Origin of the sequence: Pseudonocardia endophytica (assembly GCF_004339565.1) — a bacterium.
GTDB classification, from domain to species: domain Bacteria; phylum Actinomycetota; class Actinomycetes; order Mycobacteriales; family Pseudonocardiaceae; genus Pseudonocardia; species Pseudonocardia endophytica.
In genome coordinates this window covers 990,958-1,017,691 of the sequence record NZ_SMFZ01000002.1, presented here as the reverse complement: position 1 = coordinate 1,017,691, position 26,734 = coordinate 990,958, and the positions used below count along the sequence as shown (strand labels likewise).

General features: G+C 72.8%; 21 protein-coding genes and 1 pseudogene. 10 read left to right on the top strand and 12 right to left on the bottom strand.

The features are described from left to right. Positions 1–108: 108 nt before the first annotated feature. The 5 genes from EV378_RS23650 to EV378_RS23630 form a co-directional block, all read right to left on the bottom strand. Positions 109–750 carry a response regulator gene (locus tag EV378_RS23650; RefSeq protein WP_132432642.1) on the bottom strand — a complete coding sequence of 214 codons (642 nt, stop codon included), beginning with the start codon at positions 748–750 and terminating at the stop codon, positions 109–111. A gap of 23 nt (positions 751–773) precedes the next feature. Beyond that, the gene (gene macS, locus EV378_RS23645; RefSeq protein WP_243653734.1) at positions 774–1,940 is read right to left on the bottom strand and encodes a MacS family sensor histidine kinase; all 1,167 of its coding nucleotides are present in this window, start codon (positions 1,938–1,940) and stop codon (positions 774–776) included. A gap of 32 nt (positions 1,941–1,972) precedes the next feature. Then, positions 1,973–2,932: a class I SAM-dependent methyltransferase gene (locus tag EV378_RS23640; RefSeq protein ID WP_132429634.1), complete on the bottom strand. Its 960-nt coding sequence runs from the start codon at positions 2,930–2,932 to the stop codon at positions 1,973–1,975. A 53-nt stretch (positions 2,933–2,985) separates the two neighbouring features. After that, complete coding sequence (locus EV378_RS23635) at positions 2,986–4,047, bottom strand: NAD(P)/FAD-dependent oxidoreductase (RefSeq protein ID WP_132429633.1); 1,062 nt, start codon at positions 4,045–4,047, stop codon at positions 2,986–2,988. A gap of 77 nt (positions 4,048–4,124) precedes the next feature. After that, positions 4,125–4,904, bottom strand: coding sequence for an enoyl-CoA hydratase/isomerase family protein (locus EV378_RS23630; protein WP_132429632.1), 780 nt, complete (start codon positions 4,902–4,904; stop codon positions 4,125–4,127). Between the two features lie 1,003 nt (positions 4,905–5,907). On the opposite strand from EV378_RS23630, the gene EV378_RS35490 reads away from it, so the two are divergent. Continuing rightward, entirely contained in the window at positions 5,908–6,867 is a 960-nt protein-coding gene (locus EV378_RS35490; RefSeq protein WP_165922445.1) for a S1C family serine protease, read from the top strand. Position 6,868: 1 nt separating this feature from the next. Here the strand turns inward: EV378_RS35490 and EV378_RS23620 are convergent, their stop codons facing one another. Continuing rightward, positions 6,869–7,636 (bottom strand): ABC transporter ATP-binding protein, encoded by a 768-nt coding sequence (locus tag EV378_RS23620; protein WP_132432640.1) that lies wholly within the window; start codon positions 7,634–7,636, stop codon positions 6,869–6,871. A gap of 89 nt (positions 7,637–7,725) precedes the next feature. On the opposite strand from EV378_RS23620, the gene glgX reads away from it, so the two are divergent. Further along, positions 7,726–9,744: a glycogen debranching protein GlgX gene (glgX, locus tag EV378_RS23615; protein WP_132429630.1), complete on the top strand. Its 2,019-nt coding sequence runs from the start codon at positions 7,726–7,728 to the stop codon at positions 9,742–9,744. A gap of 1 nt (position 9,745) precedes the next feature. On the opposite strand, the gene EV378_RS23610 is transcribed toward glgX, so the two are convergent. Then, positions 9,746–10,174: an SgcJ/EcaC family oxidoreductase gene (locus EV378_RS23610; RefSeq protein WP_132429629.1), complete on the bottom strand. Its 429-nt coding sequence runs from the start codon at positions 10,172–10,174 to the stop codon at positions 9,746–9,748. Between EV378_RS23610 and EV378_RS36810 the strand changes: the two genes are divergently transcribed. Further along, complete coding sequence (locus tag EV378_RS36810) at positions 10,065–10,487, top strand: MarR family winged helix-turn-helix transcriptional regulator (RefSeq protein WP_341540449.1); 423 nt, start codon at positions 10,065–10,067, stop codon at positions 10,485–10,487. The genes EV378_RS23610 and EV378_RS36810 overlap by 110 nt on opposite strands. A gap of 7 nt (positions 10,488–10,494) precedes the next feature. Here EV378_RS36810 and EV378_RS23600 read toward each other — a convergent pair whose 3' ends face one another. After that, positions 10,495–11,103, bottom strand: coding sequence for a DedA family protein (locus EV378_RS23600; RefSeq protein WP_207908840.1), 609 nt, complete (start codon positions 11,101–11,103; stop codon positions 10,495–10,497). Positions 11,104–11,256: 153 nt separating this feature from the next. Here EV378_RS23600 and EV378_RS23595 point away from each other — a divergent pair, with 153 nt between their 5' ends. Then, the gene (locus EV378_RS23595) at positions 11,257–11,508 is read left to right on the top strand and encodes a zinc ribbon domain-containing protein (protein ID WP_132429627.1); all 252 of its coding nucleotides are present in this window, start codon (positions 11,257–11,259) and stop codon (positions 11,506–11,508) included. 18 nt (positions 11,509–11,526) lie between these two features. On the opposite strand, the gene glgP is transcribed toward EV378_RS23595, so the two are convergent. After that, positions 11,527–14,070: an alpha-glucan family phosphorylase gene (gene glgP / locus EV378_RS23590; protein WP_207908839.1), complete on the bottom strand. Its 2,544-nt coding sequence runs from the start codon at positions 14,068–14,070 to the stop codon at positions 11,527–11,529. Between the two features lie 133 nt (positions 14,071–14,203). Between glgP and EV378_RS23585 the strand changes: the two genes are divergently transcribed. Next, complete coding sequence (locus EV378_RS23585; RefSeq protein ID WP_132429626.1) at positions 14,204–16,195, top strand: alpha-1,4-glucan--maltose-1-phosphate maltosyltransferase; 1,992 nt, start codon at positions 14,204–14,206, stop codon at positions 16,193–16,195. A 3-nt stretch (positions 16,196–16,198) separates the two neighbouring features. Here the strand turns inward: EV378_RS23585 and EV378_RS23580 are convergent, their stop codons facing one another. Beyond that, on the bottom strand, positions 16,199–16,507 hold the full coding sequence (locus EV378_RS23580; RefSeq protein ID WP_132432632.1) for a PIN domain-containing protein: 309 nt from the start codon (positions 16,505–16,507) through the stop codon (positions 16,199–16,201). Here EV378_RS23580 and EV378_RS23575 point away from each other — a divergent pair. From EV378_RS23575 to EV378_RS23565, 3 genes are all read left to right on the top strand, one after another. After that, entirely contained in the window at positions 16,506–17,528 is a 1,023-nt protein-coding gene (locus EV378_RS23575) for an ABC transporter substrate-binding protein (RefSeq protein WP_165922443.1), read from the top strand. The genes EV378_RS23580 and EV378_RS23575 overlap by 2 nt on opposite strands. Before the next feature lie 128 nt (positions 17,529–17,656). Further along, positions 17,657–18,019 (top strand): hypothetical protein, encoded by a 363-nt coding sequence (locus tag EV378_RS23570; RefSeq protein ID WP_132429624.1) that lies wholly within the window; start codon positions 17,657–17,659, stop codon positions 18,017–18,019. Beyond that, a complete protein-coding gene (locus EV378_RS23565; protein WP_132429623.1) occupies positions 18,016–18,567 on the top strand; it encodes a DUF3558 family protein in 552 nt (183 codons plus the stop codon). The genes EV378_RS23570 and EV378_RS23565 overlap by 4 nt, the downstream gene beginning before the upstream one ends. 62 nt (positions 18,568–18,629) lie before the next feature. Here EV378_RS23565 and treS read toward each other — a convergent pair whose 3' ends face one another. Then, positions 18,630–20,855 carry a maltose alpha-D-glucosyltransferase gene (treS, locus tag EV378_RS23560; protein ID WP_132429622.1) on the bottom strand — a complete coding sequence of 742 codons (2,226 nt, stop codon included), beginning with the start codon at positions 20,853–20,855 and terminating at the stop codon, positions 18,630–18,632. Positions 20,856–21,163: 308 nt separating this feature from the next. Between treS and EV378_RS23555 the strand changes: the two genes are divergently transcribed. Together EV378_RS23555 and glgB are read left to right on the top strand one after the other, a co-directional pair. Then, on the top strand, positions 21,164–22,498 hold the full coding sequence (locus EV378_RS23555; protein ID WP_132429621.1) for a maltokinase N-terminal cap-like domain-containing protein: 1,335 nt from the start codon (positions 21,164–21,166) through the stop codon (positions 22,496–22,498). 149 nt (positions 22,499–22,647) lie between these two features. Continuing rightward, a pseudogene (gene glgB / locus EV378_RS23550) lies at positions 22,648–24,852 on the top strand (1,4-alpha-glucan branching protein GlgB); the annotation flags it as partial. Positions 24,853–25,479: 627 nt separating this feature from the next. On the opposite strand, the gene EV378_RS23540 reads toward glgB, so the two are convergent. Continuing rightward, positions 25,480–26,724, bottom strand: coding sequence for an MFS transporter (locus EV378_RS23540; RefSeq protein ID WP_132429620.1), 1,245 nt, complete (start codon positions 26,722–26,724; stop codon positions 25,480–25,482). Positions 26,725–26,734 lie beyond the last annotated feature (10 nt).

The window sequence follows — 26,734 nt, the reverse complement described above, 5'->3', positions numbered from 1 at the left end:
GTCGACCTCCACCTCACGATCCCCTCGACTCCGGACGGACCAGCATGCCATCCACCGGACGGGCTCGCGATCACCCGGAACGGGCCTATCGGACGAACGGGTCGACGTTCACTCGTCTGCGAGTCCGCTCTCGATCGCGTACCGGACGAGCTGGGAGCGGTTGTGCAGCTGCAGCTTGCGCAGCGTGTTCTGGACGTGGCTCTCCACCGTGCGGTGCGAGACGACGAGGCGCTCGCCGATCTGCCGGGCCGTCAGCCCCTTCGCGACCAGCCGCAGCACCTCGGTCTCCCGGTCGGTCAGCGCCGGGACGGCCGGCTCGCCGTCCTTGCGGGCGGGCGCGTCGGCCATCTTGCGGAACTCGCCGAGCACGAGCCCGGCCAGGCCCGGCGTGAACACGGCGACACCGCGAGCGGTGCGGCGCACGGCGTCCAGCAGCTCCTCGGCGCCCGCGGACTTGATCAGGTAGCCGGTGGCGCCCGCCTTCACCGCCTCGAGCACGTCGCCGTGCTCGCCGCTGGCGGACAGCACGAGGATCCGGGTCTCCGGGCGGGCCGCCATGATCTCGGCGATCGCTCCGACGCCGGACGTCTCGCCGAGATTGAGGTCCATCAGCACGACGTCCGGTCGCACGGCCGCCGCGATCCGGACGGCGGCGGGCGCGTCCGGAGCCGTCGCGACGACGTCGCAGCCGCGTTCGGTCAGGTCGCGGGCCACGCCCTCGCGCCAGATCGGATGGTCGTCGACGACCATCACCCGCACCTCGGCCTCCTCGGTCACGACGCCACCCCCTGTGTGCGGACCGGGCGCGGCACCCGTACGGCCCACTCGGTCCCCCGGCCCGGCCCGGTGTCGAGGGACAGCGTGCCACCGAGCTGCTCGACGCGGCCGCGGATCGAGCGGGCCACGCCGAGGCGGCCCTCCGACTCGGCCTCGGCGAGACGGCCGTCCGGGATGCCGGGGCCGTCGTCGCGGACGCTGATCTCCAGATCCCGGTCCAGCTCCTCGACCAGCACCCAGGCCCGCGCCTCCGGGCCCGCGTGCGCGTCCACGTTGGCCAGCGCGGCACGGACGACGGCCTCGATCTCGTCGGTGACGGAGGCAGGCAGCTCCAGCGGATCGGCGGGAGCGGACACCGTGACCCGCGGCGACGAGAGCGTCCGTAGCGCGGCACCGAGATCGCGGTGGCCGGTCGCGTCGGTGGTCGGGGCTCCGGCGGTGAGCAGTGTCCGCAGCGCGACCTCCTGCTCGCCGGCCAGCGTCCCGAGCTCGGCCGCGCCGCCGCCCATCTCCGTCCCGCGGCGCTGCACGTGCGCGAGCACCTGGAGCACGCCGTCGTGGATCTGGCGGGTGAGCCGTTCCCGCTCCGCGTCCGCCGCCTGCTGCGCCGCGCTCCGGCGCAGGCGTGCCGCCGCCCGTTGCAGCACCCGGGACGCGAACCCGACCGTCAGCCCGGCCAGCACCAGCAGCTCGATGTCGCCGAGCTCGAGCAGGCCGAACCGCCACTTGCTCAGCACCAGCGCGGCGGAGATGACCAGCGCCGCGATCAGCCCGCCGCGGATCCGGAACGCGACGGCGCAGGCCAGCACGGACCCGGACGTCCAGATCGAGCCCATGCCCGGCGTGCCGGCGTCGAGCTGCGCCTCGAACACGACGAGCGGCGTGGCCGCCATGACCAGGCAGCACACGGCCAGGTCGGCGACGGCGAGCGCTCCGCGGCGGTCCGGCAGGCCGGGCAGCCGTCCGAGATATCCCCAGGACAGGACGGCCGTCCACAGTGTCATGACGACGAGAACCACGGCCGCGCCGTACGGGCGCGCGTAGCCGTCGAGGTGCCACAGCGTCACCCCGATCACGGTGACGAGCGTGAGCAGCCGGAACGCGATCACTCCGCGCCAGAACGGCTCGAGCGGGTGCTCCACGTCGTCGAGCGTGGCGCGCACGACCGACAACCGTGGGCGTTCCGGCGAGCCGTTCACGATCGACTCTTCGTTCCGGTGACGAGCGCGTTGTAGAACCAGGCCCGCGGCACCACGTGGGTCAGCACGTGATCGTCCACCCAGGACAGGCCCTGCCAGCCGTGATAGGCGAACATCGCCCAGTTCCAGCCCAGCTTCCCGGGCGGGACGGCGGCCTCGAACGTGCGCACCGGCCAGCCGAGCATCGCGGCGCTGAACTCCTCGGTGCTCACGCGCACGCCCTCGGCGCCCGCGCTGCGGGCGGTGCGTTCCAGGCCGGCCGGGTCGAACGTGTGCAGGTCGACCACGGACTCCAGCGCCGCCGCCCGCGACGACTCGTCGAGCTCGGACTGCGGGCGCCGCCACCCGGACAGCGGCGGCAGCTTCGTGACGGTCGTGGTCGCCTTCCACGTCCACTGCCCGAGCGTGCGGGCGTAGGCGTCCCCGACCCGGGTCGGCTCGCCGGCGAACACGAACCGCCCGCCCGGCTCGAGCACGCGCAGCACCTCGCGCAGCGCCGCCTCGACGTCCGGGATGTGGTGCAGCACCGCATGTCCGACGACGAGGTCGAAGCTGTCGTCCGGGAACGGGATCCGCTCGGCGTCGGCCACCCGGCCCTCGACGTCTAGCCCGAGGTTCCCCGCGTTGCGCAGCGCCGCCTGCACCATCCCGGGCGACAGGTCGGTCACCGCACCGCGGTCGGCCACGCCGGCCTGCATGAGGTTCAGCAGGAAGAACCCGGTCCCGCTGCCCAGCTCCAGCGCCCGCAGGTAGGGCCGCCCGTCCCACGGTGCGGCGCGCCGGAAGCGGCCCGCCGCGTAGTCGATGCAGCGCTCGTCGTAGCTGATCGACCACTTCTCGTCGTAGGTCCCGGCCTCCCAGTCGTGGTAGAGCACGTTGGCGAGCTTCGGGTCGTTCCATGCCGCCTCGACCTGGTCGGCGCTGGCGTGCGGGGTGGGTGCCGGGTCGGAGGTCATGCGCGCAGGTTAACCGTCGGCACCGACACTCCCGTCCGGGGAACTACGGAAGGTCAGCGTGCGGCCATGCGCAGGACCCGGACCGTCGAGAGCACGATCTGCTCCTTGACGGTCGCGGCGAGCCGTCCCCGGACGACGAGATCGGTCGGCGAGTCGTCCCCGCGGACCCGCTGGACGAGCCCGTCGTGGCGGCCCAGGCTCAGGCACTGCAGCTGGTAGCGGTACCGGAGCGGTCGCGCCCGCCCGCCGGACAGCTCGGCCGCCGCGTTGCGCCCGGCCCGGGTACCGGCCGGGAGCGCCGTCGCACACGCCATGCGCAGCGCTCCCGCGTCCGGCGACCATGCCGCCGCGGCGTCACCCGCGGCGTAGACGTCCGGGTGCGAGACCGACCGCAGGTACTCGTCGACGACGATCCGGCCGTCCGCACCGAGCGTGAGCCCGGCACGTGACGCGAGCTCGGTGGCCGGGCTCATCGAGGCGGTCCAGACGACGACGTCGGTGTCGGCGTCGGCGGGCGTCACCTCGGCGCCCTCCCTGAGGTCGACGCCCAAGCGGCCCAGCACGTCGCGGACGTGCGCGCGCCCCTTCCCTGACAACGACGGCCCGACCTCACCCGCGGTCGTCAGCCCCACCCGCCAGCCGCTCCGCTCGGCCAGCTCCGCCGCCGTCTCGATGCCGGTCAGCCCGCCGCCGACGACGACCAGCCGCCCCGGACCGTCGGCGAGGCGCTTGTGCAGGTAGGTCGCGGTCTCCGGGGTGAAGACCCGCCCGTCGTGCCCGCCCGGGTCACGGGTGCGGCTGCCCAGCGCGTAGACCAGCCGGTCGTAGGGGTGCTCGGCGCCGTCGTCGGTCCGCACCGTGCGGCTGTCGAGGTCGATGCCCGTCGCCCGGGCCGCGACGTGCGTGACGCCCTTGCGCCGCAGCAGCGGCGCGAGCTCGTGGGTGATCCGCGTCCCGCCCGCGGCGAGCTCGTGCCCGCGGACCCGCTCGGTGAAGTCCGACGACGGGTCGACCAGCGTCACCGCCGCCGTGTCCGCGGCCCGCAGCGCGGCCATCAGCCCGCCGTAGCCCGCACCGAGGACCAGCACCCGCCCGCTCTTCGCTGTCGTGTTCATATCCGAGAGACGGGATCCGGGCCGCCGCTGTGACGCCCGGCGGCGTGCCGTGCGTCACAGCACGCCGTGCCGGCCGGTCAGCGCCCGGTGAACGTCGCCTTGCCGGGTCCGTTCTCGACGAAGGAGACCATGCCCGCCTTCGCGTCCTCGCTGGCGAACACGCCGGCGAACAGCTCGGACTCGATGTCCAGACCGGTCCGCAGGTCGGTGTCCAGACCGTTGTCGACGGCCTTCTTCGCCGCCGCGAGCGCGAGCGCGGGGCCGGCCGCGAACTGCGACGCGTACTCGACCGAACGGGAGTGGACCTCGTCGGCCGGGACGACCTCGTCGACCAGCCCGATCTCCAGCGCCTCCTGCGCGGTGACCATCCGGCCGGTGTAGAGCAGGTCCTTCGTGCGCGACGGGCCGATCAGCCGCGCCGCGCGCTGCGTCCCGCCACCGCCCGGAAAGATCCCGAGCAGGATCTCCGGGAAGCCCATCTTGGCGTTGTCGCCCGCGATCCGGCGGTCCGCGCCGAGCGCGACCTCGAGCCCTCCGCCCAGTGCGTAGCCGGTCACCGCGGCGACGGTCGGCTTCGGGATCGTGGAGATCGCGCCGAGCCCCGCGGACAGCTTCCGGGAGACCGGGGCCATGTCGGCGTAGGACATCGAGGCCATCTCCTTGACGTCGGCGCCCGCGGCGAACGTCTTCTCCCCGCCGTAGACGACGACGGCGCGCACGTCCGCCCTGCTCGCCGCCTCCTCGCTGACGGCGAGCAACTCGCCCTGGATCTGGCGGTTCAGGGCGTTCATCGGCGGCCGGTCGATCCGGATCGTCCCGACACCGGCGTCCACGGACAGGCTCACGAATTCGGTCACGAGCGGACCCTAACGCGGTGCCCCGACGGAGCCGCACGTCGTGGCCCGCGGCACACCCCCGGTTCGGGTCGCCGGCCGACACGGGGAGCACCCGCCGACCGGCCCGATCGCCCATGATCACCGATTCGGTCCGGATGGAGGCAGGATCCCGCTTCGATCAGGACAGTCCCGCCGATCACCGGTCCGTTTCCCCGGCCTGCGGGCGGAGATCGGAGGTCGGGTCCGGATCGGGATGGGACGTCGCCACGATCCGGACCGTTCCGCCGATCACCGGATCGGGATGGGCGTCGGGCATGCCGTGACCGGCCGGCTGCCGGCGGGCCGGCATCGATGTCGACGCGGGACGGGTCCCCGACCGACCTACCTAGCCTCCTCGACGACCGGCCGCGGGGGATCGCCGCGACCGAGCGGCCTCGGAGGGGACGGCTCCATGAGCGACACCCGTACGCGACTCGACATCGACCCCGCGGACGGTTCGCGGACGGCCGGAGAGTCGATACCGGAGAGGACCGGATCGGCCCCGGCGGCGACCGTCGCACCGGACACCGACGCCACCGTGCAGGTCGCACCGGCGGAGTCGGGACCCGTGTCGCGGTCGGGCCCGGCATCCGGGTCGGCGCCCCCGGCGCCGCGGGCCACTGCGCAGCGGCCCGCCCCTTCCGGCCGACCCGTCTCCGTACCGACCGGGCCCACGCCTACCCGGCAACCGCCGACGCGTCCGGCCACCACATCATCGACGCCTGCCGCTCTCGGCCCGGCCGCCGACCGGCAGCGGTCCGCCGCATACCGGTCCGCCGCACAGCACTCGACGTACCAGGACGGCGCGACGCGGCACGCCCCGCCGATGCCGCAGGCGCCCGTACGGCAGCCCGACCCGCGCCGGGCGGCGCCGTCGTTCCCGGCTCCGAGACTCCCGGCACCGTCGGAGTCGGACCCGGGACCGTACGGGCCCCACCCGCCGTTCCGGCCCCCGTCGCCAGCCACCTTCCACGGATCGCGACGGGTGGTGCCCGCCCTGGTGCTGGCGCTCGCCTGCCTGGTCGGCGGGGCCACGGCCGGAGCGGTCGCCGGGCACGCGTCGGCCGGCGCACCGACCCCAGCGGCCGCCCAGTCCGACCCGATCGCCGCGGCGGCCGACGCCGTCACGCCGAGCACCGTGCAGATCGTCGGCGCCGACGGCAGCAGCGGTTCCGGCGTCGTGCTGTCCCCGGACGGCGCGATCCTGACGAACGCGCACGTCGTCGAGGGGGCACCGGACCGGCTGCTGGCCGTCGTCTCCGACGGCGCCGTCGTCCCGCTCCGGCTCGTCGGCACCGCACCGCGGACCGACCTGGCCGTCGTGCGCGCCACCGACGCGCAGGGCCTGCGTCCCGCGCAGCTCGGGAGCTCCGGCGCGCTGCGCCGCGGCGAGTCCGTGATCGCGGTCGGCGAGCCGCTCGGGCTGTCCGGCTCGGTCACCCGCGGCGTGGTCAGCGCACTCGGCAGGCCCGTCCCCGCCGGCCGGGAGGACGAGATCGTCGACATGATCCAGACCGACGCCGCGCTCAACCCCGGCAACTCGGGAGGGCCGCTGGTCGACCCGCAGGGACGGGTCGTCGGGATCACCAGCGGCAGCCTGACCGGCGACGGGAAGGACGCGGCCGAGTCGCTCGGGTTCGCCATCCCGATCGACCACGCCCGCCGGATCGCCGACGAGCTGCTGGCCACCGGCCACGCGACGCTCGCCACGCTGCCGATCACCGTCACCGACGGCGACACCGGCGCCCGGGTCACCGGCGGCGGGGCGGGCCTGCAGCCGGGCGACACGGTCACCCGCTTCGGGAACCGGGTGATCGGGACGGCGGACGACCTGAGGGCGGCCGTGCAGTCGTCGATGCCGGGTTCGAGTGCCGAGCTGACCGTCGTCGGCGCCGACGGGACGTCGCGCCCGGTCGCGGTGCAGCTCGCCGGTACTCCGGCGTGACTCAGTCGCTGCGCCAGGCGGCGAAGCGACCCCGGCGACGCCCGACGGTCAGCGGGAGGCCGAACGTCTCGGACAGCGTCTCGTCGGTGAGCACGTCGTCCAGCAGCCCGGCCGCGACCACCGTGCCGCCGCGCAGCAGCATGCCGTGCGAGTACCCGGGCGGGATCTCCTCGACGTGGTGCGTGACCAGCACCGACGCGGGCGCCTCCGGGTCGTTGGCCAGCGTCGACAGCCGGGACACCAGATCCTCGCGACCACCCAGGTCCAGGCCGGCCGCCGGCTCGTCGAGCAGCAGCAGCTCGGGATCGGTCATCAGGGCGCGGGCGATCAGCGTCCGCTTGCGCTCCCCCTCGGACAGCGTGTGGTACGCCCGGTCGGCGAGCCGCCCCATGCCGAGCGCGTCGAGCAGCTGCTTCGCGCGGTCGGTGTCCTCGTTCTCGTAGTCCTCGCGCCACCGGCCGAGCACGCCGTACCCGGCCGAGACGACGACGTCGGAGACGATCTCGTCGCCGGGGATCCGGATCCCGAGGTTGGCCGAGGTGAGCCCGATCCGCGGGCGCAGCTCGAACACGTTCACCCGGCCCATCCGCTCGCCGAGGATCCGCACGGCCCCGGACGTCGGGTGCAGCTCGGCCCCGGCCAGGCGCAGCAGCGTCGTCTTGCCCGCGCCGTTCGGGCCGAGGACCACCCAGCGCTCGTCGAGCTCGACGCGCCAGTCGACGGCGTCGAGCAGGGTCGTGGTGCCGCGACGGACGGTGGCGCCGTCCATGCCGATCACCAGGTCCTCGGAGTCGATCGGTGTGACGCCGGGCTCGGCAGGGGTTCCGGGTGTGGTCACGACCCCTATCCTGGCCGATCGTGCCTGTCTTCCCGCTCGGTGCCCACCCCGACGAGCACGGCACCCGCTTCGCCGTCGCCACGACCAGCGCCGAGATCGTCGAGGTGTGCCTGGTCGACGGAGCCGACGGGGTCGACGGAGACCTGACCGAGAAGCGCGTCGAGCTCGGCGAGCACACGTTCGGCGTCTGGCACGGGTACCTGCGCGGCGTCCGTCCCGGTCAGCGGTACGGCTTCCGGGTGCACGGCCCCTACCGGCCGTGGCAGGGCGTGCGCGCGAACCCGCACAAGATCCTCGTCGACCCGTACGCGAAGCGGATCACCGGACGGGTCACCGACTTCGTCGCGGCGCGCGGCTGGTCCGGCGACCCGATGTCCGGCGAGCCCAGCACGGTCGACTCGCTCGGACACGTCCCGCTCTCGGTCGTCACGGAGTTCGACGACGGCGGGTTGCCGCCCCGCCCGGACGTCCCGTGGTCCGACACGGTGATCCAGGAGCTGCACGTGCGCGGCTACACGCTGCGCCACCCCGAGGTGCCGCCGCAGGACCGCGGCACGTACCGGGGGCTGGCGCACCCGGCCGTCGTCGAGCACCTGGCGAGGATCGGCGTGACGGCCGTCGAGCTGCTGCCGGTGACCGCGATCGCCGACGAGCCGCCGCTGCTCGAGCGCGGCGCCGTGAACTACTGGGGCTACTCGACGCTCGGGTTCCTCGCCCCGCACGCCGGCTACGCGAGCGTGCCCGGTCAGGAGTGCACCGAGTTCCGGTCCATGGTGGACACGCTGCACGCGGCCGGGATCGAGGTGATCCTCGACATCGTTCCGAACCACACGTGCGAGGGTGGCGTCGGGGGCACGACGCTCTCCTTCCGCGGCCTGGACGCGCCCGCCTACTACTCGCTCGGCGGCAACGGTCGCGACGCGGACATCACCGGCACCGGCAACACGCTCGACGCCGGCTCGCCGACCGTGATCCGGCTGGTCTGCGACGCGCTGCGGCACTGGGTGCTCGCGTACGGCGTCGACGGGTTCCGCGTCGATCTCGCCTCGGTGCTCGGCCGGCCGCGCTCCGGCCCGTTCTCGCCGGACTCGGCGCTGCTCACGGCCATCGCGCAGGACCCGACGCTGTCCAGGTGCAAGCTGATCGCCGAGCCGTGGGACGCGACGGGCGAGGGTTACCGGGTCGGCGGCTTCCCCGTGGCGTGGTCGGAGTGGAACGGCCGCTACCGGGACGCCGTGCGTGACTTCTGGCGCGGTCAGGGCGGTGTCGCGGAGCTGGCGTCACGGTTGACCGGCAGCTCCGACCTCTACCGGGACTCCGGACGGCGTCCGTGGGCCTCGGTCAACTTCGTCACCGCGCACGACGGGTTCACGCTGCGCGACCTCGTCTCCTACGAGCACAAGCACAACGAGGGCAACGGCGAGGACAACCGCGACGGCACCGACGACAACCGCTCGCAGAACTTCGGCGTCGAGGGCGACACCGACGACCCGGTGGTGCTCTCCGACCGGCTCGGCACGGCACGGGCGATGCTGGCCACGCTGCTGCTGTCGATCGGCACGCCGATGCTGCTCGGCGGCGACGAGCGCTGGCGGACCCAGGGCGGCAACAACAACGCCTACTGCCGTGACGACGAGACTTCCTGGGTGGACTGGGCGTCCACATCGGAATCGGAGGCGCTGACGGCGTTCACGGCGCGGGTCGCCGCCCTGCGCCGCGAGTCACCGGTGCTGCACCGCGACCAGTTCTACGTCGAGGGCGAGGTGCTGTGGTGGCACCCGTCGGGGCGCCCGATGCAGGACGGTGACTGGCACGACGGCGGCATGCGCACGCTCGTCGTCCTGCTGGCCGACTACTGGCTGCTGATGATGCACGCGGGCCCGGGCCCGGTGGACTGCGCGCTGCCGACCGACCACGGCTTCGAGCCGGTCCTGGATACGACGACGTCCGACGGGCTCCCGGCCGACCCGTCCCCCGTCGAACCCGGCACGACGGTGCCCCTCCCGCCGCGCTCGGTCCTGTTGCTGCGCAGCACCTGACCTACGACGGCGCGGTGGCCGGCTGCAGGCGCGCGGAGATCGTCTCCAGCAGCGGGCGGCGCTTCGTGTTCTGGAACGCCGCGACCCGCCAGCCGTCGTCGGTCCGCACCACGGTGTAGGTCTGGGCCTTGCCCGGCGGCTTGCGGCGACGCCCCTTCACGACGTCGCCACGCGAGGTGACGACGGCGACGTCGGAGCTCAGGAAGCGCACCTCGATCCGCTCGTCGGCCAGCGACGTGCCCTTGAGGAACGACGACCACAGCGCGCGGTGGCACTCCGCGATCGCCTCGCGGCCGCGGTACAGCGTGCCGACGAACGTCGTGTACGTCGCGTCCTCGGTGAACAGCGCGCCGTACGCGTCGGCGTCGTGCCGCCCCCACGCGTCGACGAGATCGGCCAGCACGGCCCGGACGTCCTGCTCGTCGGTCATCGGATCCTCCTGTAAGGCGGGCGCGGCCACCCGGATGATCGACAGGCTGGAGCGGGCGGGGCGGGTGCGCCGGGTCCCCGACCCCGCCGACCGGCGGCGCGTGCTCGTCGAACGGGTGGCGTCCCCGGCGGCGCGGGACGAGGTGGACGACCTGGTCGGCCCGGCACGCGAGTCGGTCGGCGCGGTGTTCGCGGAGTTCTCGACGGCCGAGCAGGCCGTCCTGTTCGACTTCTTCGCGCGCGCCGCCCCCGCATTCCGGAAGGCGACCGACGAGATCCGGCGGGAGTCGTCGGCCGGTCGCAGGCGGTCGTGACCCCCGTTCAGACCGGCACGCGATCCCTGGCCCTCCGGGCCTCGATCCGGCGCACGACGGCGTCGACCCCGACACCGAGGGACAGCCCGACCCCGACGCCGACACCGGCCGCGAGCAGCGGGTTCGACCCGAGTGCGGTCCCGGCGGCGAGACCGATCAGGACCGAGTAGCCGGACCAGGACGCGGCGGCCAGGACGGCCACGGCGACGAACCGGCGCCACGGGTAGCCGGTCGCGCCCGCGGTCATCGACACCGCGACCCTCCCGACCGGCACGTAGCGGGCGCCGACGATCAGGGCCGCACCCCGACGGCGCAGCAGCGACGCGAGCCGCTCGGTGGCCCGCGCCGCCCGCTCACCTCGCAGCCACGGGATCCGGGTCAACGGGACCCTGGTGCCGATCCGGTACGCGATCAGGTCACCGACGTGGGCGCCGAGAGCGGCCACGGCGACGACCGCCGCGAGCGGCGGGCCGTGCCCGGTCACGGACGTCGCGGCCAACGCGATCACCACCGACTCGCTCGGCACCGGCGGGAAGAACCCGTCCACGGTGCACAGCACGAACAGCAGCGGCAGCACCCACGGCGACGCCGCGAGCGTCAGGATCGCTTCCCCCACCAGTTCCTCCTCCGGCCGCGGCCCGCCGGTCCCGCGGGCCTCGACCGACCGTAGGAACGCGCATGGTGCCGCCGGATCGAGGAGAACCCGGACGTCGTCCCGGAGGTGACGTCGACGGGTCCGCGGGGCGCGGAGTCGGCGTACGCTCCCCCCATGCCGCGCTACGAGTTCCGCTGCCGGGACTGCGCCACGATGGGCGAACCGGCGACGTTCGAGGTCGACCGCCCGATGCAGGCTTCGAGCGAGCCGGCAGCCTGCCCGCTCGGGCACGCCGACACCGTGAAGCTGCTGTCGACCGTGTCGCTCGGCGGTCGCTCGGGTGGCGGCGGGATGCCCCGGCCCGCGATGGCCCCGGCCGGAGGTGGCGGCGGCTGCTGCGGCGGAGGGTGCTGCGGCGGGGGCTGAGCCGCCCCCGCCGACCGTCTACCCGGCCAGGACGATCCGCCCCAGCTCCGCCGACGACGCCAGGTGCTCGTGCCGCGGGAGCACCCGCACCGTGTAGCCGGTCAGCCCGGCGTGCGGCAGCGGCACGACGGCCTCCCACGCCTCTCCCCCGCGGTGGTTCATCGCCATCGTGGTCGGCTCGGCGAGCTCGTCGGTGTCGTCCACCCGCCCGACGACGGCCTCGACCGTCACGTCCGACGGGTCCAGCCCGGCGAGGTCGACGGTCGCCCGGACCGTCATCGGTGAGCCGACCACCGGGGTGTCCGGCAGACCCGACGCATCGACGCCCGTGACCTGCAGCTTCGTCCACGCCGAGTTGAGCCGGGCACGGTACTCGGCGATGTCGCGGGCGGCCGCGTAGCCGTCGGCGGACACCCGGCTCGCGGCGGCCGCGGCCGGCACGTACCAGTCCTCGACGTACTCGCGCACCATCCGGTTCGCCTGCACCTGGGGACGCAGCGTGGACAGCGTGTGCCGGACGAGCTCGACCCAGCGGGTCGGGACGCCGGCCGACCGGTCGTAGAACGCGGGCGCGACCTGCGTGGCGATCAGCTCGTAGAGCGCGTTCGCCTCCAGGTCGTCACGCCGGGCCGGGTCCTCGACGCCGTCCGCGGTGGGAATCGCCCAGCCGTTGGCGCCGTCGTAGAGCTCGTCCCACCAGCCGTCGCGGATGGACAGGTTGAGCCCGCCGTTGAGCGCGGACTTCATGCCGGACGTGCCGCACGCCTCGAGCGGGCGGAGCGGGTTGTTCAGCCAGACGTCGCAGCCCCAGTACAGGTAGCGGGCCATCGACATGTCGTAGTCGGGGAGGAAGACGATCCGGTGCCGGACGCCCGCGTCGTCGGCGAACCGCACGATCTGCTGGATCAGGGCCTTGCCGCCGTCGTCGGCGGGGTGCGACTTGCCGGCCACGACGAGCTGGACCGGCCGGTTCGGGTCGAGCAGCAGCCCGCGCAGGCGCTCGGTGTCGCGCAGCATCAGCGTCAGGCGCTTGTAGGTCGGCACCCGGCGGGCGAAGCCGACCGTGAGCACGTCACGGTCGAAGACGTGGTCGGTCCAGCCGAGCTCCGGCGTCGAGGCGCCGCGCTCCAGCCATGCCGCGCGCACCCGCCGTCGCACCTCGTCGACCAGCCGGGACCGCAGCGTGTTGCGCAGCGCCCAGAGCGTCGCGTCGTCCACGTCGGACGGCGAGACCTGTAGCTCGTGCCGGCCGCCGCCGGGCGTCGGGTCGCCGAGCAGGTCGGTGATCTCGCGGGCCTCCCAGGTGTGGCCGTGGACGCCGTTGGTGACCGAGCCGATCGGGACCTCGTCGGCGTCGAAACCGCTCCACAGGCCGCCGAACATCCCGCGGGACACGGCGCCGTGCAGCCGCGAGACGCCGTTGGCGCGCTGGGCCAGGCGCAGGCCCATGTGCGCCATGTTGAACATCTCCGGGTCGTCCTCGGAGCCGAGCGCGAGCAGCCGGTCCGCGGGCAGGCCGGGCAGCAGGCGGTCGGTGAGGTAGCGCCGGACGAGCCCGACACCGAACCGGTCGATGCCGGCCGGCACCGGCGTGTGCGTGGTGAACACGGTGCCGGCACGGACCGCGGCGAGCGCCTGGTCGAAGTCCAGGCCGGCGTCGCCGGTGCACAGCTCGCGGATCCGCTCCAGGCCGAGGAACCCGGCGTGCCCCTCGTTGGTGTGGAACACCTCCGGCGTCGCGTGCCCGGTCGCCGCGCAGTACGCCCGGACCGCACGCACCCCGCCGATCCCGATCAGGATCTCCTGGGAGATCCGGTGGTCCTGGTCGCCGCCGTAGAGGCGGTCGGTGATGCCGCGCAGATCGCCGTCGTTCTCCTCGATGTCGGTGTCGAGCAGCAGCAGCGGCACCCGACCGACCTGCGCCTGCCAGATCCGCGCGGTGAGCGTGCGCTCGTCCGGCATCGCGACGTCGACCCGGACGGGCTCGCCGTCCTGGCCGGTGAGCAGCTGCAGCGGCAGCCCCTGCGGGTCGATCGCCGGGTAGTGCTCGAGCTGCCAGCCGTCCAGCGACAGCGACTGGCGGAAGTACCCGGACCGGTACAGGAGCCCGACGGCGATCAGCGGCACACCCAGGTCGGACGCCGACTTGAGGTGGTCGCCGGCCAGTACGCCCAGGCCGCCCGAGTAGTTCGGCAGCACCTCGGAGACGCCGAACTCCATCGAGAAGTACGCGACGGCGGACGGCATGTCCGGGCCCTCGGCGTGCTGCTCCTGGTACCAGCGCTCGCCGGTCAGGTAGGCGTCGAGGTCGGCGGCCAGCTCCTGCACCGTCGCGACGGTCGCCGGGTCGGCCGCGAGCTCGTCGAGCCGGCTCGTCGGGATCTCCCCGAGCAGCCGGACCGGGTCCTCGCCACACCGCGCCCATTCGTCCGGGTCCAGCGAGGCGAACAGGTCACGGGTCGCCGGGTGCCACGTCCAGCGCAGGTTCGTGGCCAGCGTCTGCAGCGGGGCGAGCGGGCCGGGCAGCTGGGCACGGACGGTGAAACGGCGCAGGGCTCTCACGGGCCGGGACTGTATCGTTGCCGAGCTGCGACGTCGCGACACGCGGTGCCCTGCCCGGGGCGCCGGACCGGCAGCGTGTCGGTACGGTTGGCGGGTACGTGGCTGAGCAGCGAAATCCCCGGGAGTGTGGCCGATGACGGGACGGCTCGGAATCGACGACGTGACCCCGTTCGTGGAGACCGGGGATCCGAGCAAGGCCGTGGTCGGCGAAGTCGTCCCGATCCGCGCCACGGTGTGGCGCGAGGGACACGACGCGATCGCGGCCAACGTCGTCTGGACCCCGATCGGCGACGACGGTGAGCCCGGCGAGTCGCAGTTCGTGCGGATGGAGCCCGAGGGCGTCGGGACGGACCGGTTCGTCGCCTCGGTCGTGCCGACGACGACGGGCCGCTGGCGGTTCCGGGTGGACGCCTGGAGCGACCCGTGGTCGACGTGGCGCAGCGCCGTCACGAAGAAGATCGAGGCCGGGCAGACCCCCGACGAGCTGGCCAACGACCTGGAGACCGGCGCCCGCCTGCTGCAGCGCGTCGGTCGCCGTCCGTCCGAGAAGGACCGGCGCGACCTGCTGATGGGCGCCGCGAACGCGTTGCGGGACACCGCACTGCCGCTGCGCGCGCGTGTCGCACCCGCGCTGTTCCCGGCCGTCGTCGCGATCATGACCGAGCGGCCGGTCCGGGAGCTGATCACCCAGGGGCCCGAGCGCGACGTGTGGGCCGACCGCGAGCGCGCGCTGTTCGGATCCTGGTACGAGATCTTCCCCCGCTCCACCGGCGGGCGCGACGAGACAGGGCGTCCGGTGCACGGCACGTTCGTCACCGCGACCAAGGAGCTCGACCGCATCGCGAAGATGGGCTTCGACGTCGTCTACCTGCCGCCGATCCACCCGGTCGGTACGGTGCACCGCAAGGGCCGCAACAACTCCGTGCACGCCGAGCCGGGCGACGTCGGCTCCCCGTGGGCGATCGGCTCCGCGGCGGGCGGGCACGACGCGATCGACCCCGAGCTGGGCGACTTCGACGACTTCGACGCGTTCGTGGCGCGCACGAACGAGCTCGGTATGGAGGTCGCGCTGGACTTCGCGCTGCAGTGCGCGCCGGACCACCCGTGGGTCGCGCAGCACCCGGAGTGGTTCACCGTCCGCCCCGACGGGAGCATCGCCTACGCCGAGAACCCGCCGAAGCGCTACCAGGACATCTACCCGCTGAACTTCGACCGCGACCCGGCCGGCCTGTACGCCGAGTGCCTGCGCGTCGCGTTGACGTGGGTCGAGCACGGCGTCCGGATCTTCCGGGTGGACAACCCGCACACGAAGCCGCCGAACTTCTGGCACTGGTTGATCTGGGAGATCAAGAAGCAGTACCCGGACGTGCTGTTCCTAGCCGAGGCGTTCACCCGCCCGGCCCGCCTGTTCGGCCTGGCTCGGCTCGGCTTCACCCAGTCCTACACGTACTTCACGTGGCGGACCGAGAAGGAGGAGCTGGCCGAGTTCGCGCTCATGCACGCCGAGCACGCCGACGAGTGCCGCCCGAACCTGTTCACGAACACCCCGGACATCCTCCACGAGTCGCTGCAGCACGGCGGGCCCGGAATGTTCGCGATCCGGGCGACGCTGGCCGCGACGATGTCGCCGACCTGGGGTGTCTACTCCGGATTCGAGCTCTACGAGGGCGTGCCGGTGAAGGAGGGCTCCGAGGAGTACCTCGACTCGGAGAAGTACGAGCTGCGCCCGCGCGACTTCCACAGCGCCGTCAACCAGGGCCGCTCGCTCGAGCCGTACCTCACGCAGCTCAACGAGATCCGCCGCGAACACCCTGCGCTGCAACAGCTGCGGGAGATCCACATCCACGAGGTGGACAACGACCAGCTGCTCGCCTACTCGAAGCTGCACCCGTCCACAGGCGACCAGGTGCTCGTCGTGGTCAACCTGAACGCCCACGAGGCGAACCAGGGCACGATCACGCTGGACATGCCGGCGCTCGGGCTGCGCTACTCCGACGTCGTCGACGTGCACGACGAGATCACCGGCCAGACGTTCCGGTGGGGCGAGCGCAACTTCGTCCGGCTCCTGCCGTGGGACAACGTGGCGCACGTGATCGCTCTGCCGAAGCGGCTGCCGCTGGTTTAGGCGCTACGGCGTCCAGGACTCCGGGTCGCGGGAGGTGATCCCGGGAAAGCGCCGGAAGTCGCGATCGGACGTCCAGATCGTCGTCACGCCGTGCTCTCGCATCAGTGCGGCGATGTGGGCATCCGGCACGAGGTTGCCGCGCACCGTGTCGTCGGCGACGACGTCCTGGAACGACTTCCAGAAGGCGTCGCCCTCGCCCGGGGAGCGGACGTGTGGCCGGGAGACGAGGGCATCCAGGTTGCCACGGGCGATGGACGGATCGAGCGGTCGCGCAGATCCGTACGTCTCGCACGCTCGTATCGTGCCGGGCATGCTCCGGATCGGCGCCGCACTGTCCCTGACCGGCCGGTTCGCGCGGTTCGGCACGCAAGCCGCTGCCGGGCTGCAGGCCTGGCGCGACCTGGACGGTGGAGCCGGGATCGAGATCGTCGACGACGGGTCGTCGCCCGCCTCGGTCACGTCGGCTCTCGATGCGCTCGCCGGACGCTGCGACGTGCTGCTCGGCCCGTACGGCACGTCCACCGCCCGAGCTGCCGCGCGATGGGCGCGTGATCACGACCGGCTCGTCTGGAACCACGGCGGCGCGGGTGGCGATCTCCAGGTGCCCGGACGGGTCGTCCCGGTGATCACGCCGACGGAGCGGTACGGCGAGGCGTTCGTGCGACACGTGGCCGAGCACCGTCCGGGTTCCGAACTCCGTCTGGTCGGCGGACCGGGAACGTTCGGTCCGCAGGTGATCGACGGGATGCGCCGCACCGCAGCGTCGCTCGGCGTCCCGCTGTCCGATACCGGCGACGTCCTGTTCACGGCCGGGACGTTCGAGCACGACACGGGGTTGATCGCGGGCCTGCAGCGGTCCGCACCCGGTGCCACCGCCGACGCCGGCCCGGATGCCGGACGCCGGTGCTCCGCCGGACCCGGGCACCGGCGGTACCCCGCAGTCGTCGGCGCCGTCGCGGCCGGTGTGCGCGCGTTCGCCGAGGCCGTGCCCGATCCGGAGGGCGCGTACGGAGTGGCCCAGTGGATGGCCGGGGCCGGCGACCCGGTCGTCGTCGGCCCCGAGGAGGACGCGTTCGTGGCGCGCTACCGGGACATCACCGGATCCGACCCGGACTACCCGGCCGTGCAGGCCGCAGCGGCCGCCGCGATCGCCGTGCACTGCACCGACCTGGCCGGGACCACCGACCCGGACGCCCTCTGGTCCGCCGCGACCGGTCTGCGCACCACGACGCTCTACGGCGCCTTCGGCATCGATCCGACCACCGGCGCTCAGACCGACCACACCCTGACGCTCGTCCGATGGCAGGACGGGCGGCTCCTTCCGGTCCGGTGATCAGCGGAAGTGGTCGGGACGCGCCACCGGTGGCGCGGTGATGCCACTCCCCGCGATCATGAGTCGGACGTGAACAGATCGTGCGGAACCGCCCCGCCCAGGACGCTTCGGGCACTACCCTCCCGCATGTGGCTCCCGACGCAGACCCTGCGTTCCAGCAGGCGATGGACAAGCTGATGACGCAGGTGAACACGGACAACGTCCTCGCCGTCCACCGGGCGTTCCGAGATCACGCGAACGAATTGCTCACCTACCTCCAAGAGGCCAGGGGAGACATCGGTATCGGACTCTGCGGTCTCGACCCGGTATCGCGCGAAGTACTCAAACCTGAATCATTGGCAGGCAAAGCGCAGAGTCTGTTCGAGGCACACTGGAGACATTGGGAGGAACTCGACGCCGTCGCATCTCGCCTGATAGATACCGCGCGAACATATGGTCGGACGGAGGACGAGATCAAGCGGGAAATAGACGAAACTAGCCTTGCTCGATGATCGTCCGCCTCGGCCTGCACCTAGTTCCTGCCATTCTGCTCATAGGCCTCGTAGGCTGCTCTACAAGCGACTCGACACCGAGGACCGCATTGTTTCCACCTCGGCCCGCCGAGATCGACGTCCAACGAACGTCAGCGTGCTCGATGCTAAGTGAAGAACAACAGATCCGCCTCGAACTTGGTGGGGGCAAACCCAGCACGCGGAACGTCGAAGGGCTGCCATCTCCGACGTGCACTTGGCTGAGCCGAAAAGGCGTGGATTTCAACATTCAACTAATTCCGGCCGATCCCACCGCTGCTACACAGCTTCCGGGCGCCGAAGTCACCCAGGTCGATGGTTTCGGCGCGGTACAGAACGCTCCCGCCGAGACTATGGGTGGCGGACCGATCTGCCAGATAGCAATCGACGCAGCTCCTGGTCAAACAATCCGGGTGCAGGCACTCACACGAACGAATCCACCGCCGATCCCCGTCGACCAGCTCTGCCAACGTGCGACTGAGGCGGCGTCGATGGTCATGACCACCGTCGTGGCCACTGCATCCCGTTGACCATGATCAGTCACTGAGGAGCACCTCGGCCACTCACGGCCGTCGTCCTCCACACTTGCCGATCATGCGTCGGTGGAGTCCGCCGATTCCTCCACCGGAGGTGGCTGCACCACGAACGCGGTGGCGCGGAACGGCCAGAGTTCCACGCGGAAGCTGTTCAGCTCGTCGACGGTCGTGACGGTCTCGTCGGAGAACAGGTCGGTCACCGTCGATCCGGGCGGGAGGTGCTCGGAACGGACGGTGCCGTCGACGTCCTCGTCGGAGAAGTTCAGGACCGTCACGAGGTAGCGGGCGTCGGCCTCGTGGACCAGCACGAGCATCCCGCGGTGGGAGCCGTCGGGGATGTCGACCTGCCTGGCCGTCGCGACCCCGGAGCGCTTGCGCACGGCCAGGATCGCCTGCATCTGGCGGACGAAGCTGGTCTCGTCCTCCAGCTGCTCTGGCAGGGTGCCGTAGAGGCTGCGCCCGCGGGGCATGCCGGACGAGGACTGCGTCGCCGACGGGTCGGCGCCCATCAGGTCGTGAGCCGCACGGGAGATCCACCGGGTGTCCCCGGACGAGAGCAGCTCCGAGACCTCGGACGGCGGCAGCGTCAGCATCCCGCAGAGGTCCCAGCCGGACAGCGCGAACACACCGGGCTGGAAGGCGTTGAACATGACCAGGAGCAGGTGCGCGCGGCGGATCCGGTCGACGTCGGCGGCGGACAGGGAGTCCAGGTCGGCGACGCCCAGCGTCGCGGCGATCACCGTGGCCGTCGTGCAGGCGATCCCGTTCGTCGTGAAGATCAGGTTGTACGGGACGTCGGCGACGTGGTCGACCAGGTCGCGGCGGATCGTGTCGGCCAGCTCCCCGCCGGTGATCTCCTCGCCGCGGAAGGAGAACAGGTCGTCGGCGTGCCCGGCCGTCCAGTGCACGAGCTCGTAGGTCAGCTCGTCGTGGTTCTGCAACGCGTGCACGAGCGACGCCGGGTCGACGCCCAGCTCGAGGGACGTCCGCAGCGTCAGTCGCAGGAACTCGGTGTCCGCGGTGGCGAGGGCGTGGTGGTAGGCGGGCCGGTTCACGAAGTCGTAGGACAGGTCCGCGCCGGCCTCTGAGGTGACGCGGATGTCGTCGATCGTCAGGTTCAGCTCCTGGAACGTGAACCCGCCGACCTTGCGCACCATGCTGGCGATGATGTGGTTGGCCGCCTCCGACGTCGGGTGGCCCTCCGACCACCCGGGCGCCCCCTCCGCGCTCTTCTCCACGCCGAGGAACCCGTTGGCGTCCAGGCGGAGCGCACCGGAGCCGAGGTCGGCGAGCGAGTGCAGCGCGTCGCCGATCACCATCCGCACGCCGGCGAACGTCGGGTCCAGCCAGTTGATCGACGGCTGCCCGTCCTTGAAGTAGTGCAGGTAGACCCAGCGGCGGGTGACGCCGTCGACGCCGGTGACCGGCCCGGTCACCGACCAGTTCGTCTCCTTCACGCCCTCCCGGTAGAAGATCACCCGCTGGAGCCGCCCGACGATGTAGCCGCGCTTCTCCAGGATCTCCTCGGTGACGGCGTCCAGGTTGACCGAGTCGCGCCCCGGCGGGACGTCCGGCAGGTCCGCCCAGTCCCGCTCCTCGATCTCGATCATGTGATAGATGCCCGGGTAGTGCGAGTGGCCGAGCTCGGCGAGCCGGAAGTCGGCGCCCTTGCCCGTGTGGCCGGGCACGATGTCGTCGATGACGGTGCCGCCGTACCAGGTGGCCGTCGCGCACATCCGGCGGAACTCGTCCTCGGTGCCGAACGCCGGGTCGATCTCGTTGGAGATCCGGTCGAAGTGCCCGTCCACACTGGGCGTCGGCTGCCAGCCGGTGATCCCGCCCGCCCGCTTCACCGGTCCGGTGTGGACGGCCTCGATGCCGATCTTCTCGAACGCCTCCCACAGTCCCTCGTCGCCGAGCGCACCGAGGAACGACGTGCCCGGCGCGGTGATCAACGAGATCGGGTAGGCGGTGAACCAGACCGACGCGGTCTCCACGGCCTGGCGCGGGCTCGGGTTGGCGAACGAGTTCTGCCACATCGAGCCCTGGCCGGAGAACTGGCGGGCGAGCTCGTCGGCGTGGCCGAGCATGGACTGGTTGACCAGCCACGAGACGTAACCGGGGTTCGCCCCGTCTGCCGGGCCGTCCTGGGAGACGGAATGCCGCCGGATCGCGGAGCGGACCCGCGGGCGGTGACGCAGGCTGCGCGGTCGCGCCGGGTGGTAGTACTCCGCGAACGTGATGTCGCTCGCCGACGGCTCGTGCGTGGGCTCGTCCGCCATGCCGTCCCCCTGAACCGGGTCGTCGGGCGTGCCGGACGTTCCGTGACCATCGTGGGCATGCGCTGCAACAGCGTCGGGACGTCCGGACACGTGTTCACCGTTCGAGGCTCAGTATGGGTTCCCGGCCGCGAACGTGCCGGGGCGGAACGGCCGCGGCGTGCGTGATGACGCACCGCAGTCGCGACTGCGGCGGACTGTAACAGCGGGGTGTCGTGGAACCCGGCGGCCGGGCGGCGTGCCGCGGCACCGTCGGCGGGCGTGTGGTCTGATCGACGGTCGGACGCGCACGACGACCCGGGGAGACGCACGTGAGCCCGACCGACCCCCTCGCCGGTCTGCTCCCCGGATGGCTGCCGACCCAGCGCTGGTTCGCCGCGAAGGGCCGGACGATCCGCTCCGTCGAGGTGGCCGCCAGGACCCCGCTCTCCGACGACGGCCCCACGCTCGAGCACGCACTCGTCGACGTCCATTTCGAGGACGGGCCGTCGCATCGCTACCAGCTGCTGGTCGCGGCGTCCCCGGCGCCGGGCGTGCCGTCGCAGGCGGTCATCGAGAGCGGACCCGAGATGACGATCTACGACGGCCTGTGGGATCCCCGCGTCACGTCCTGGCTGCTGGAGGCGGTGCGGGACGGGCGCACCGTCGGCGACCTGCGCTTCGTCCCCGAGCCGCACGCCGACCTGCCGCGCGACGTCCCCGGCCGGGTGCTCGGCGCCGAGCAGTCCAACACGTCCGTCGTCTGGGGCGACCACACGATCTTCAAGCTGTTCCGGCGCGTGCTGCCCGGGCTGAACCCGGACCTGGAGCTGCACCGGGCGCTGCGGGCGGAGGGCAGCACGTGCGTCGCCGCGCTGCAGGGAGCCGTCGAGGGCACGGTGGACGGCGAGCCGGCGTCGCTCGGCATGCTGCAGGACTTCGCCGCCGGGTCCGAGGACGGGTGGACGCGTGCGCTGCGCACCGTCCGGGCCGCCGTCGCAGGCCGCGGCGACACCGACTTCACGGCCGAGGCGCGGCGGCTCGGCGAGACCGTCGCCGTCGTCCACGCGGAACTGACGCGTGCGCTGGGGTCGGTGACCGTCGAGCCGCGCGAGCTCGCCGACGGATGGCGCGAGCGGCTCGCCGCCGCCGTGTCGCAGGTGCCGGAGCTGGCACCGCTGGAGGCCGGCGTCCGGGCCGTGTTCGACGCCGTCGGGTCTCGGGCGACGGCGGTGCCGGTCCAGCGCGTGCACGGCGACCTGCACCTCGGCCAGACGCTGCGCACGGCCGACCGCTGGCTGGTGATCGACTTCGAGGGTGAGCCGTCGGCGCCGCTGGCCGAGCGCACCCGTCCGGACTCGGCGCTGCGCGACGTGGCCGGGATGCTCCGCTCGTTCGACTACGCGGCGTACCACGAGGTGCTGTCCTCGACGGCCGGTGCGGGCGCCGTCGAGGCCGCCGCGGACTGGGCGGCACGCACCCGCGAGGCGTTCAGCGACGGCTACGCGCAGGCCGCCGGGCACGACCCGCGCACCGACGGCGCGCTCCTGAGGGCGTTCGAGCTGGACAAGGCCGTGTACGAGGCGGTCTACGAGACGCGCAACCGCCCGTCGTGGGCCCCGATCCCGCTGGCCTCGATCCGCCGCCTGGTCGCCCTCCACCGCTGATCGACTCCTCGGCAGTACGGACGGACAACTCTGTCCGCCCGCGCTGCCCGACAACTGATCATCGGCCGGGCGGGAGCGTGCGCCGCCCGTGGGCCGACAGCCGCCCCCGCAACGGGCGACCATGACCCGGTCGCAGTACGGTTCCGCAGGTGACGCAAGAGGAGACGCGCGCGATCGACCCCTGCCCCCCGGACCAGGCGACGACCGACCGGCTCCTGGGTGGTGCCCACCACGACCCGCACGCCGTGCTCGGCGCCCACCCGCACGCCGACGGCACGGTCGTCCGGGTCCTGCGCCCCCACGCCGACGCGGTGCACGTGCTGCCCAACGGAGAGCGCGAGCTCGCGCACGAGCTGGTCAAGGTGCACGACGCGGGCCTGTTCTCCGGTGTCGTCCCCGGCTCCGGCGGGGACTACCGCCTGCTCGTCGACCACGGCGTGGACGGCGAGATGGTCGTCGACGACCCGTACCGCTGGCTGCCGACCCTCGGCGAGGTCGACCTGCACCTGATCGGCGAGGGCCGCCACGAACGTCTCTGGGACGTGCTCGGCGCGCACCTGCAGCGCTACGACACGGCGTCCGGCCCGGTCACCGGCACGAGCTTCGCGGTGTGGGCCCCGAGCGCGCAGGGCGTGCGCGTCACCGGTGACTTCGACGGCTGGGCCGGCTGGGCGCTGCCGATGCGCTCGCTCGGCGGCTCCGGGGTCTGGGAGATCTTCCTGCCGGACGTCGGTGTCGGGTCCCGCTACAAGTTCCGGATCCTCGGCGAGGACGGCGTGTGGCGGGACAAGGCCGACCCGATGGCGTTCGCGACCGAGATCCCGCCGCGGCAGGCGTCCGTGGTCACCGCGCCGGTCCACGAGTGGGGCGACGACGAGTGGATGGCCGCCCGCGCGACCAGGGCGCCGCACGCCGAGCCGATGAGCGTCTACGAGCTGCACCTCGGCTCCTGGGTGCCGGGGCTGGACTACCGGGAGATCGCCGACCGCCTGGTCACCTACCTGTCCGAGACCGGCTTCACGCACGTCGAGCTGCTGCCGGTGGCCGAGCACCCGTTCGGCGGATCCTGGGGCTACCAGGTCACGTCCTACTACGCCCCGACGGCGCGCTTCGGCACCCCGGACGACTTCCGGTACTTCGTCGACACGCTGCACCGGGCGGGCTACGGCGTGATCGTCGACTGGGTGCCGGCGCACTTCCCGCGCGACGAGTGGGCGCTGGCCCGCTTCGACGGCACGCCCTGCTACGAGCACGCCGACCCGCGCCGCGGTGAGCAGCCGGACTGGGGCACGCTCGTGTTCGACTTCGGGCGTCCGGAGGTGAAGAACTTCCTGGTCGCGAACGCGCTGTACTGGCTGGAGTCGTTCCACCTGGACGGCCTGCGGGTGGACGCCGTCGCGTCGATGCTCTACCTGGACTACTCACGCGCCGACGGGCAGTGGCTCCCGAACGTCCACGGTGGACGGGAAAACCTGGACGCGGTCGCGTTCCTGCAGGAGATGAACGCGACCGTCTACCGGGAGCACCCCGGCGTCGTGACGATCGCCGAGGAGTCCACGGCGTGGCCCGGCGTGACCCGCCCGACCTACATGGGCGGACTCGGGTTCGGGTTCAAGTGGAACATGGGCTGGATGCACGACACGCTGGACTATCTGGCGCACGACCCGGTGCATCGCAGCTACCACCACAACCAGATGACGTTCTCGCTGATGTACGCGTTCAGCGAGAACTACGTCCTGCCGATCAGCCACGACGAGGTCGTGCACGGCAAGGGTTCGCTGTGGACCCGGATGCCGGGCGACGAGTGGAACAAGGCCGCCGGTGTGCGCGCGCTGCTCGCCTACATGTGGGCCCACCCCGGTAAGCAGCTGCTGTTCATGGGGGCTGAGTTCGGGCAGCCGAGGGAGTGGTCCGAGCAGCGGTCGCTGGACTGGCACCTGCTGGCCGACCCGCTGCACGGCGGGTGCAAGACGCTCGTCGGCGACCTGAACCGGATGTACCGCGACCATTCGGCGTTGTGGCGCAAGGACACCACTCCGGACGGCTTCGCGTGGATCGACGCCAACGACGCGGCGGGCAACGTGCTCAGCTTCCTGCGCCACGGCACCGACGACGAGGGTCGCCCGACCGTGCTGGCCTGCGTCGCGAACTTCTCCGGGGCGCCGAACGAGAACTACCGGGTCGGGCTGCCGTTCCCCGGCCGCTGGACCGAGGTGCTGAACACCGACGCCGAGAGCTACGGCGGGTCGGGCGTCGGGAACCTGGGGTCGGTCGTCGCGGAGCCGGTGATGTGGCACGGGCAGCCCGCCTCCGCGTCGCTGCGCCTGCCGCCGTCCGGTGTGTTGTGGCTGGTCCCGGCCGACTCCGGCGGCGCCGTCCTGTCCCAGGAGGCCCCGGCCACGACGTCCGCGCTGCCGCCGTCGGTGCCCGCCGGTCAGATCCCGCCGACGCCGGAGGACACGGACGTCCCGGCGCCTGCCACTCCGGACGACGCCGTGCCCGAGACCCCGCCCGGCGGGGCAGCCGGCACCGGGCCCGACACGGCTCCCGACGCCGTGGCCGACACCGAAGCCGTGGCCGACACCGAAGCCGTGGCCGACACCGAAGCCGTGGCCGACACCGAAGCCGTGGCCGACACCGAAGCCGTGGCCGACACCGAAGCCGTGGCCGACACCGAAGCCGTGGCCGACACCGAGGCCGTGGGCGACACCGCGGCCGTCGAACCACGAGCGTCGGGATCTGCGACGGAGTCGTCCGGCGTCGAGATCAACGCGGCCGGGAGCTCCGGGACCGACGACGCCGACGACGCGGCTCCCGAGGGCCCCGCGACGGCGTCGCCGACCGTGACCCCGACGGCCACCGGGGCGCCCGGTGTCCGGGCCGTGCGGACCGGCTCGTTCGTCACCGGGACGTCCGGGACCGGGACGTCGGACACCGGCGGGACGTCGTCGGACTGACTCCCGGACGCTGAGCCCGGTCGCTCAGCCCGCCGGCGGAGCGGACGGGGCGGACGGCTCGATCTCGCGGTCGTCCGCCGCGTCCCGCCTGCGCACGGCCACGATCGCGACCGCACCGGCCAGCGCGACGGCGGCGAACACGTAGAAGCCCCACGGGTACGCGATCCCGGCCGCGACGAGCGAGCCGGCGATCAGCGGACCGGAGATCGCCCCGAGCCGTCCGATTCCGCTCGCGGCCCCGAGCGCGGACGCGCGGGCGTGCGCCGGGTAGTGCCTGCCGACGTAGGCGTAGACGATCACCTGCGAGCTGAACACGAACACGCCCGCCAACAGGACGCCGACGTAGACGGCGGCGCCGGGCAGGCGGATCGAGAGCAGCGCGAGGAACAGCGCGGCCGTCGTGAACCAGACGATCGCGGCGCGGCGCATGCCGATCCGGTCGGCGACGCGGCCGGCCACCAGCAGGCCGAGCACGGCACCGACGTTGAGCACGAGCAGCTGCAGCAGCGCGTTGGTCAGCTCGTACCCGGCCGCGAGCATGATCACCGGGAGCCACGTGTTCAGGCCGTAGACCAGCAGCAGGCCCATGAACGACGCGACCCAGAACGCGATCGACGATCCCAGGAACCCGCCGCGGACCAGCTGGGCCATCGGGTTGCGTGTCTCGCGGGCGTCCGGCGCCGGGGCGGCGGGGGCCGTGTCCGGCAGCCGCAGGGCCAGCAATGGCACGAGGACGACGGCGGGCAGGGCACCGAGCACGAACAGGATCTGCCACCCGTACGGCTCGATCAGCAGGCGGCCGAGCAGGGCGGTCAGCACCGCGCCCGCGTGGTAGCCGGTCATCAGGACGGTCGTCGCACGTCCGCTGCGACCGGCGCCACCGGACTCGGCGACCATCGCCAGCGCCACCGGCAGGACCCCGCCGAGCCCGAGACCGGCCAGGAACCGCAGCGCGCCGAACATCAGCGGGCCGGTCGCGAACGCGCACAGCAGCGTCACCACGGAGAAGGCCACGACGGTCCACACCATCGCCCGCCGCCTGCCGAGCCGGTCCGCGAGCGGGCCCGCCGCCAGCGCACCGACCATGACGCCGACCAGGCCGATCGCCGAGATCGCCGACGCGCCGGACGCGGTCAGCCCCCAGGACGGCTCCTTCAGCAGCGACGGCAGCACGACGCCGAGCACCACCAGGTCGAACCCCTCGAGGGCGACGGCGGCCCAGCACAGTGGCGCCACCCACCCCCGGTACGCGGTCGTCGTGTCCGCCATGGCCGCCTCC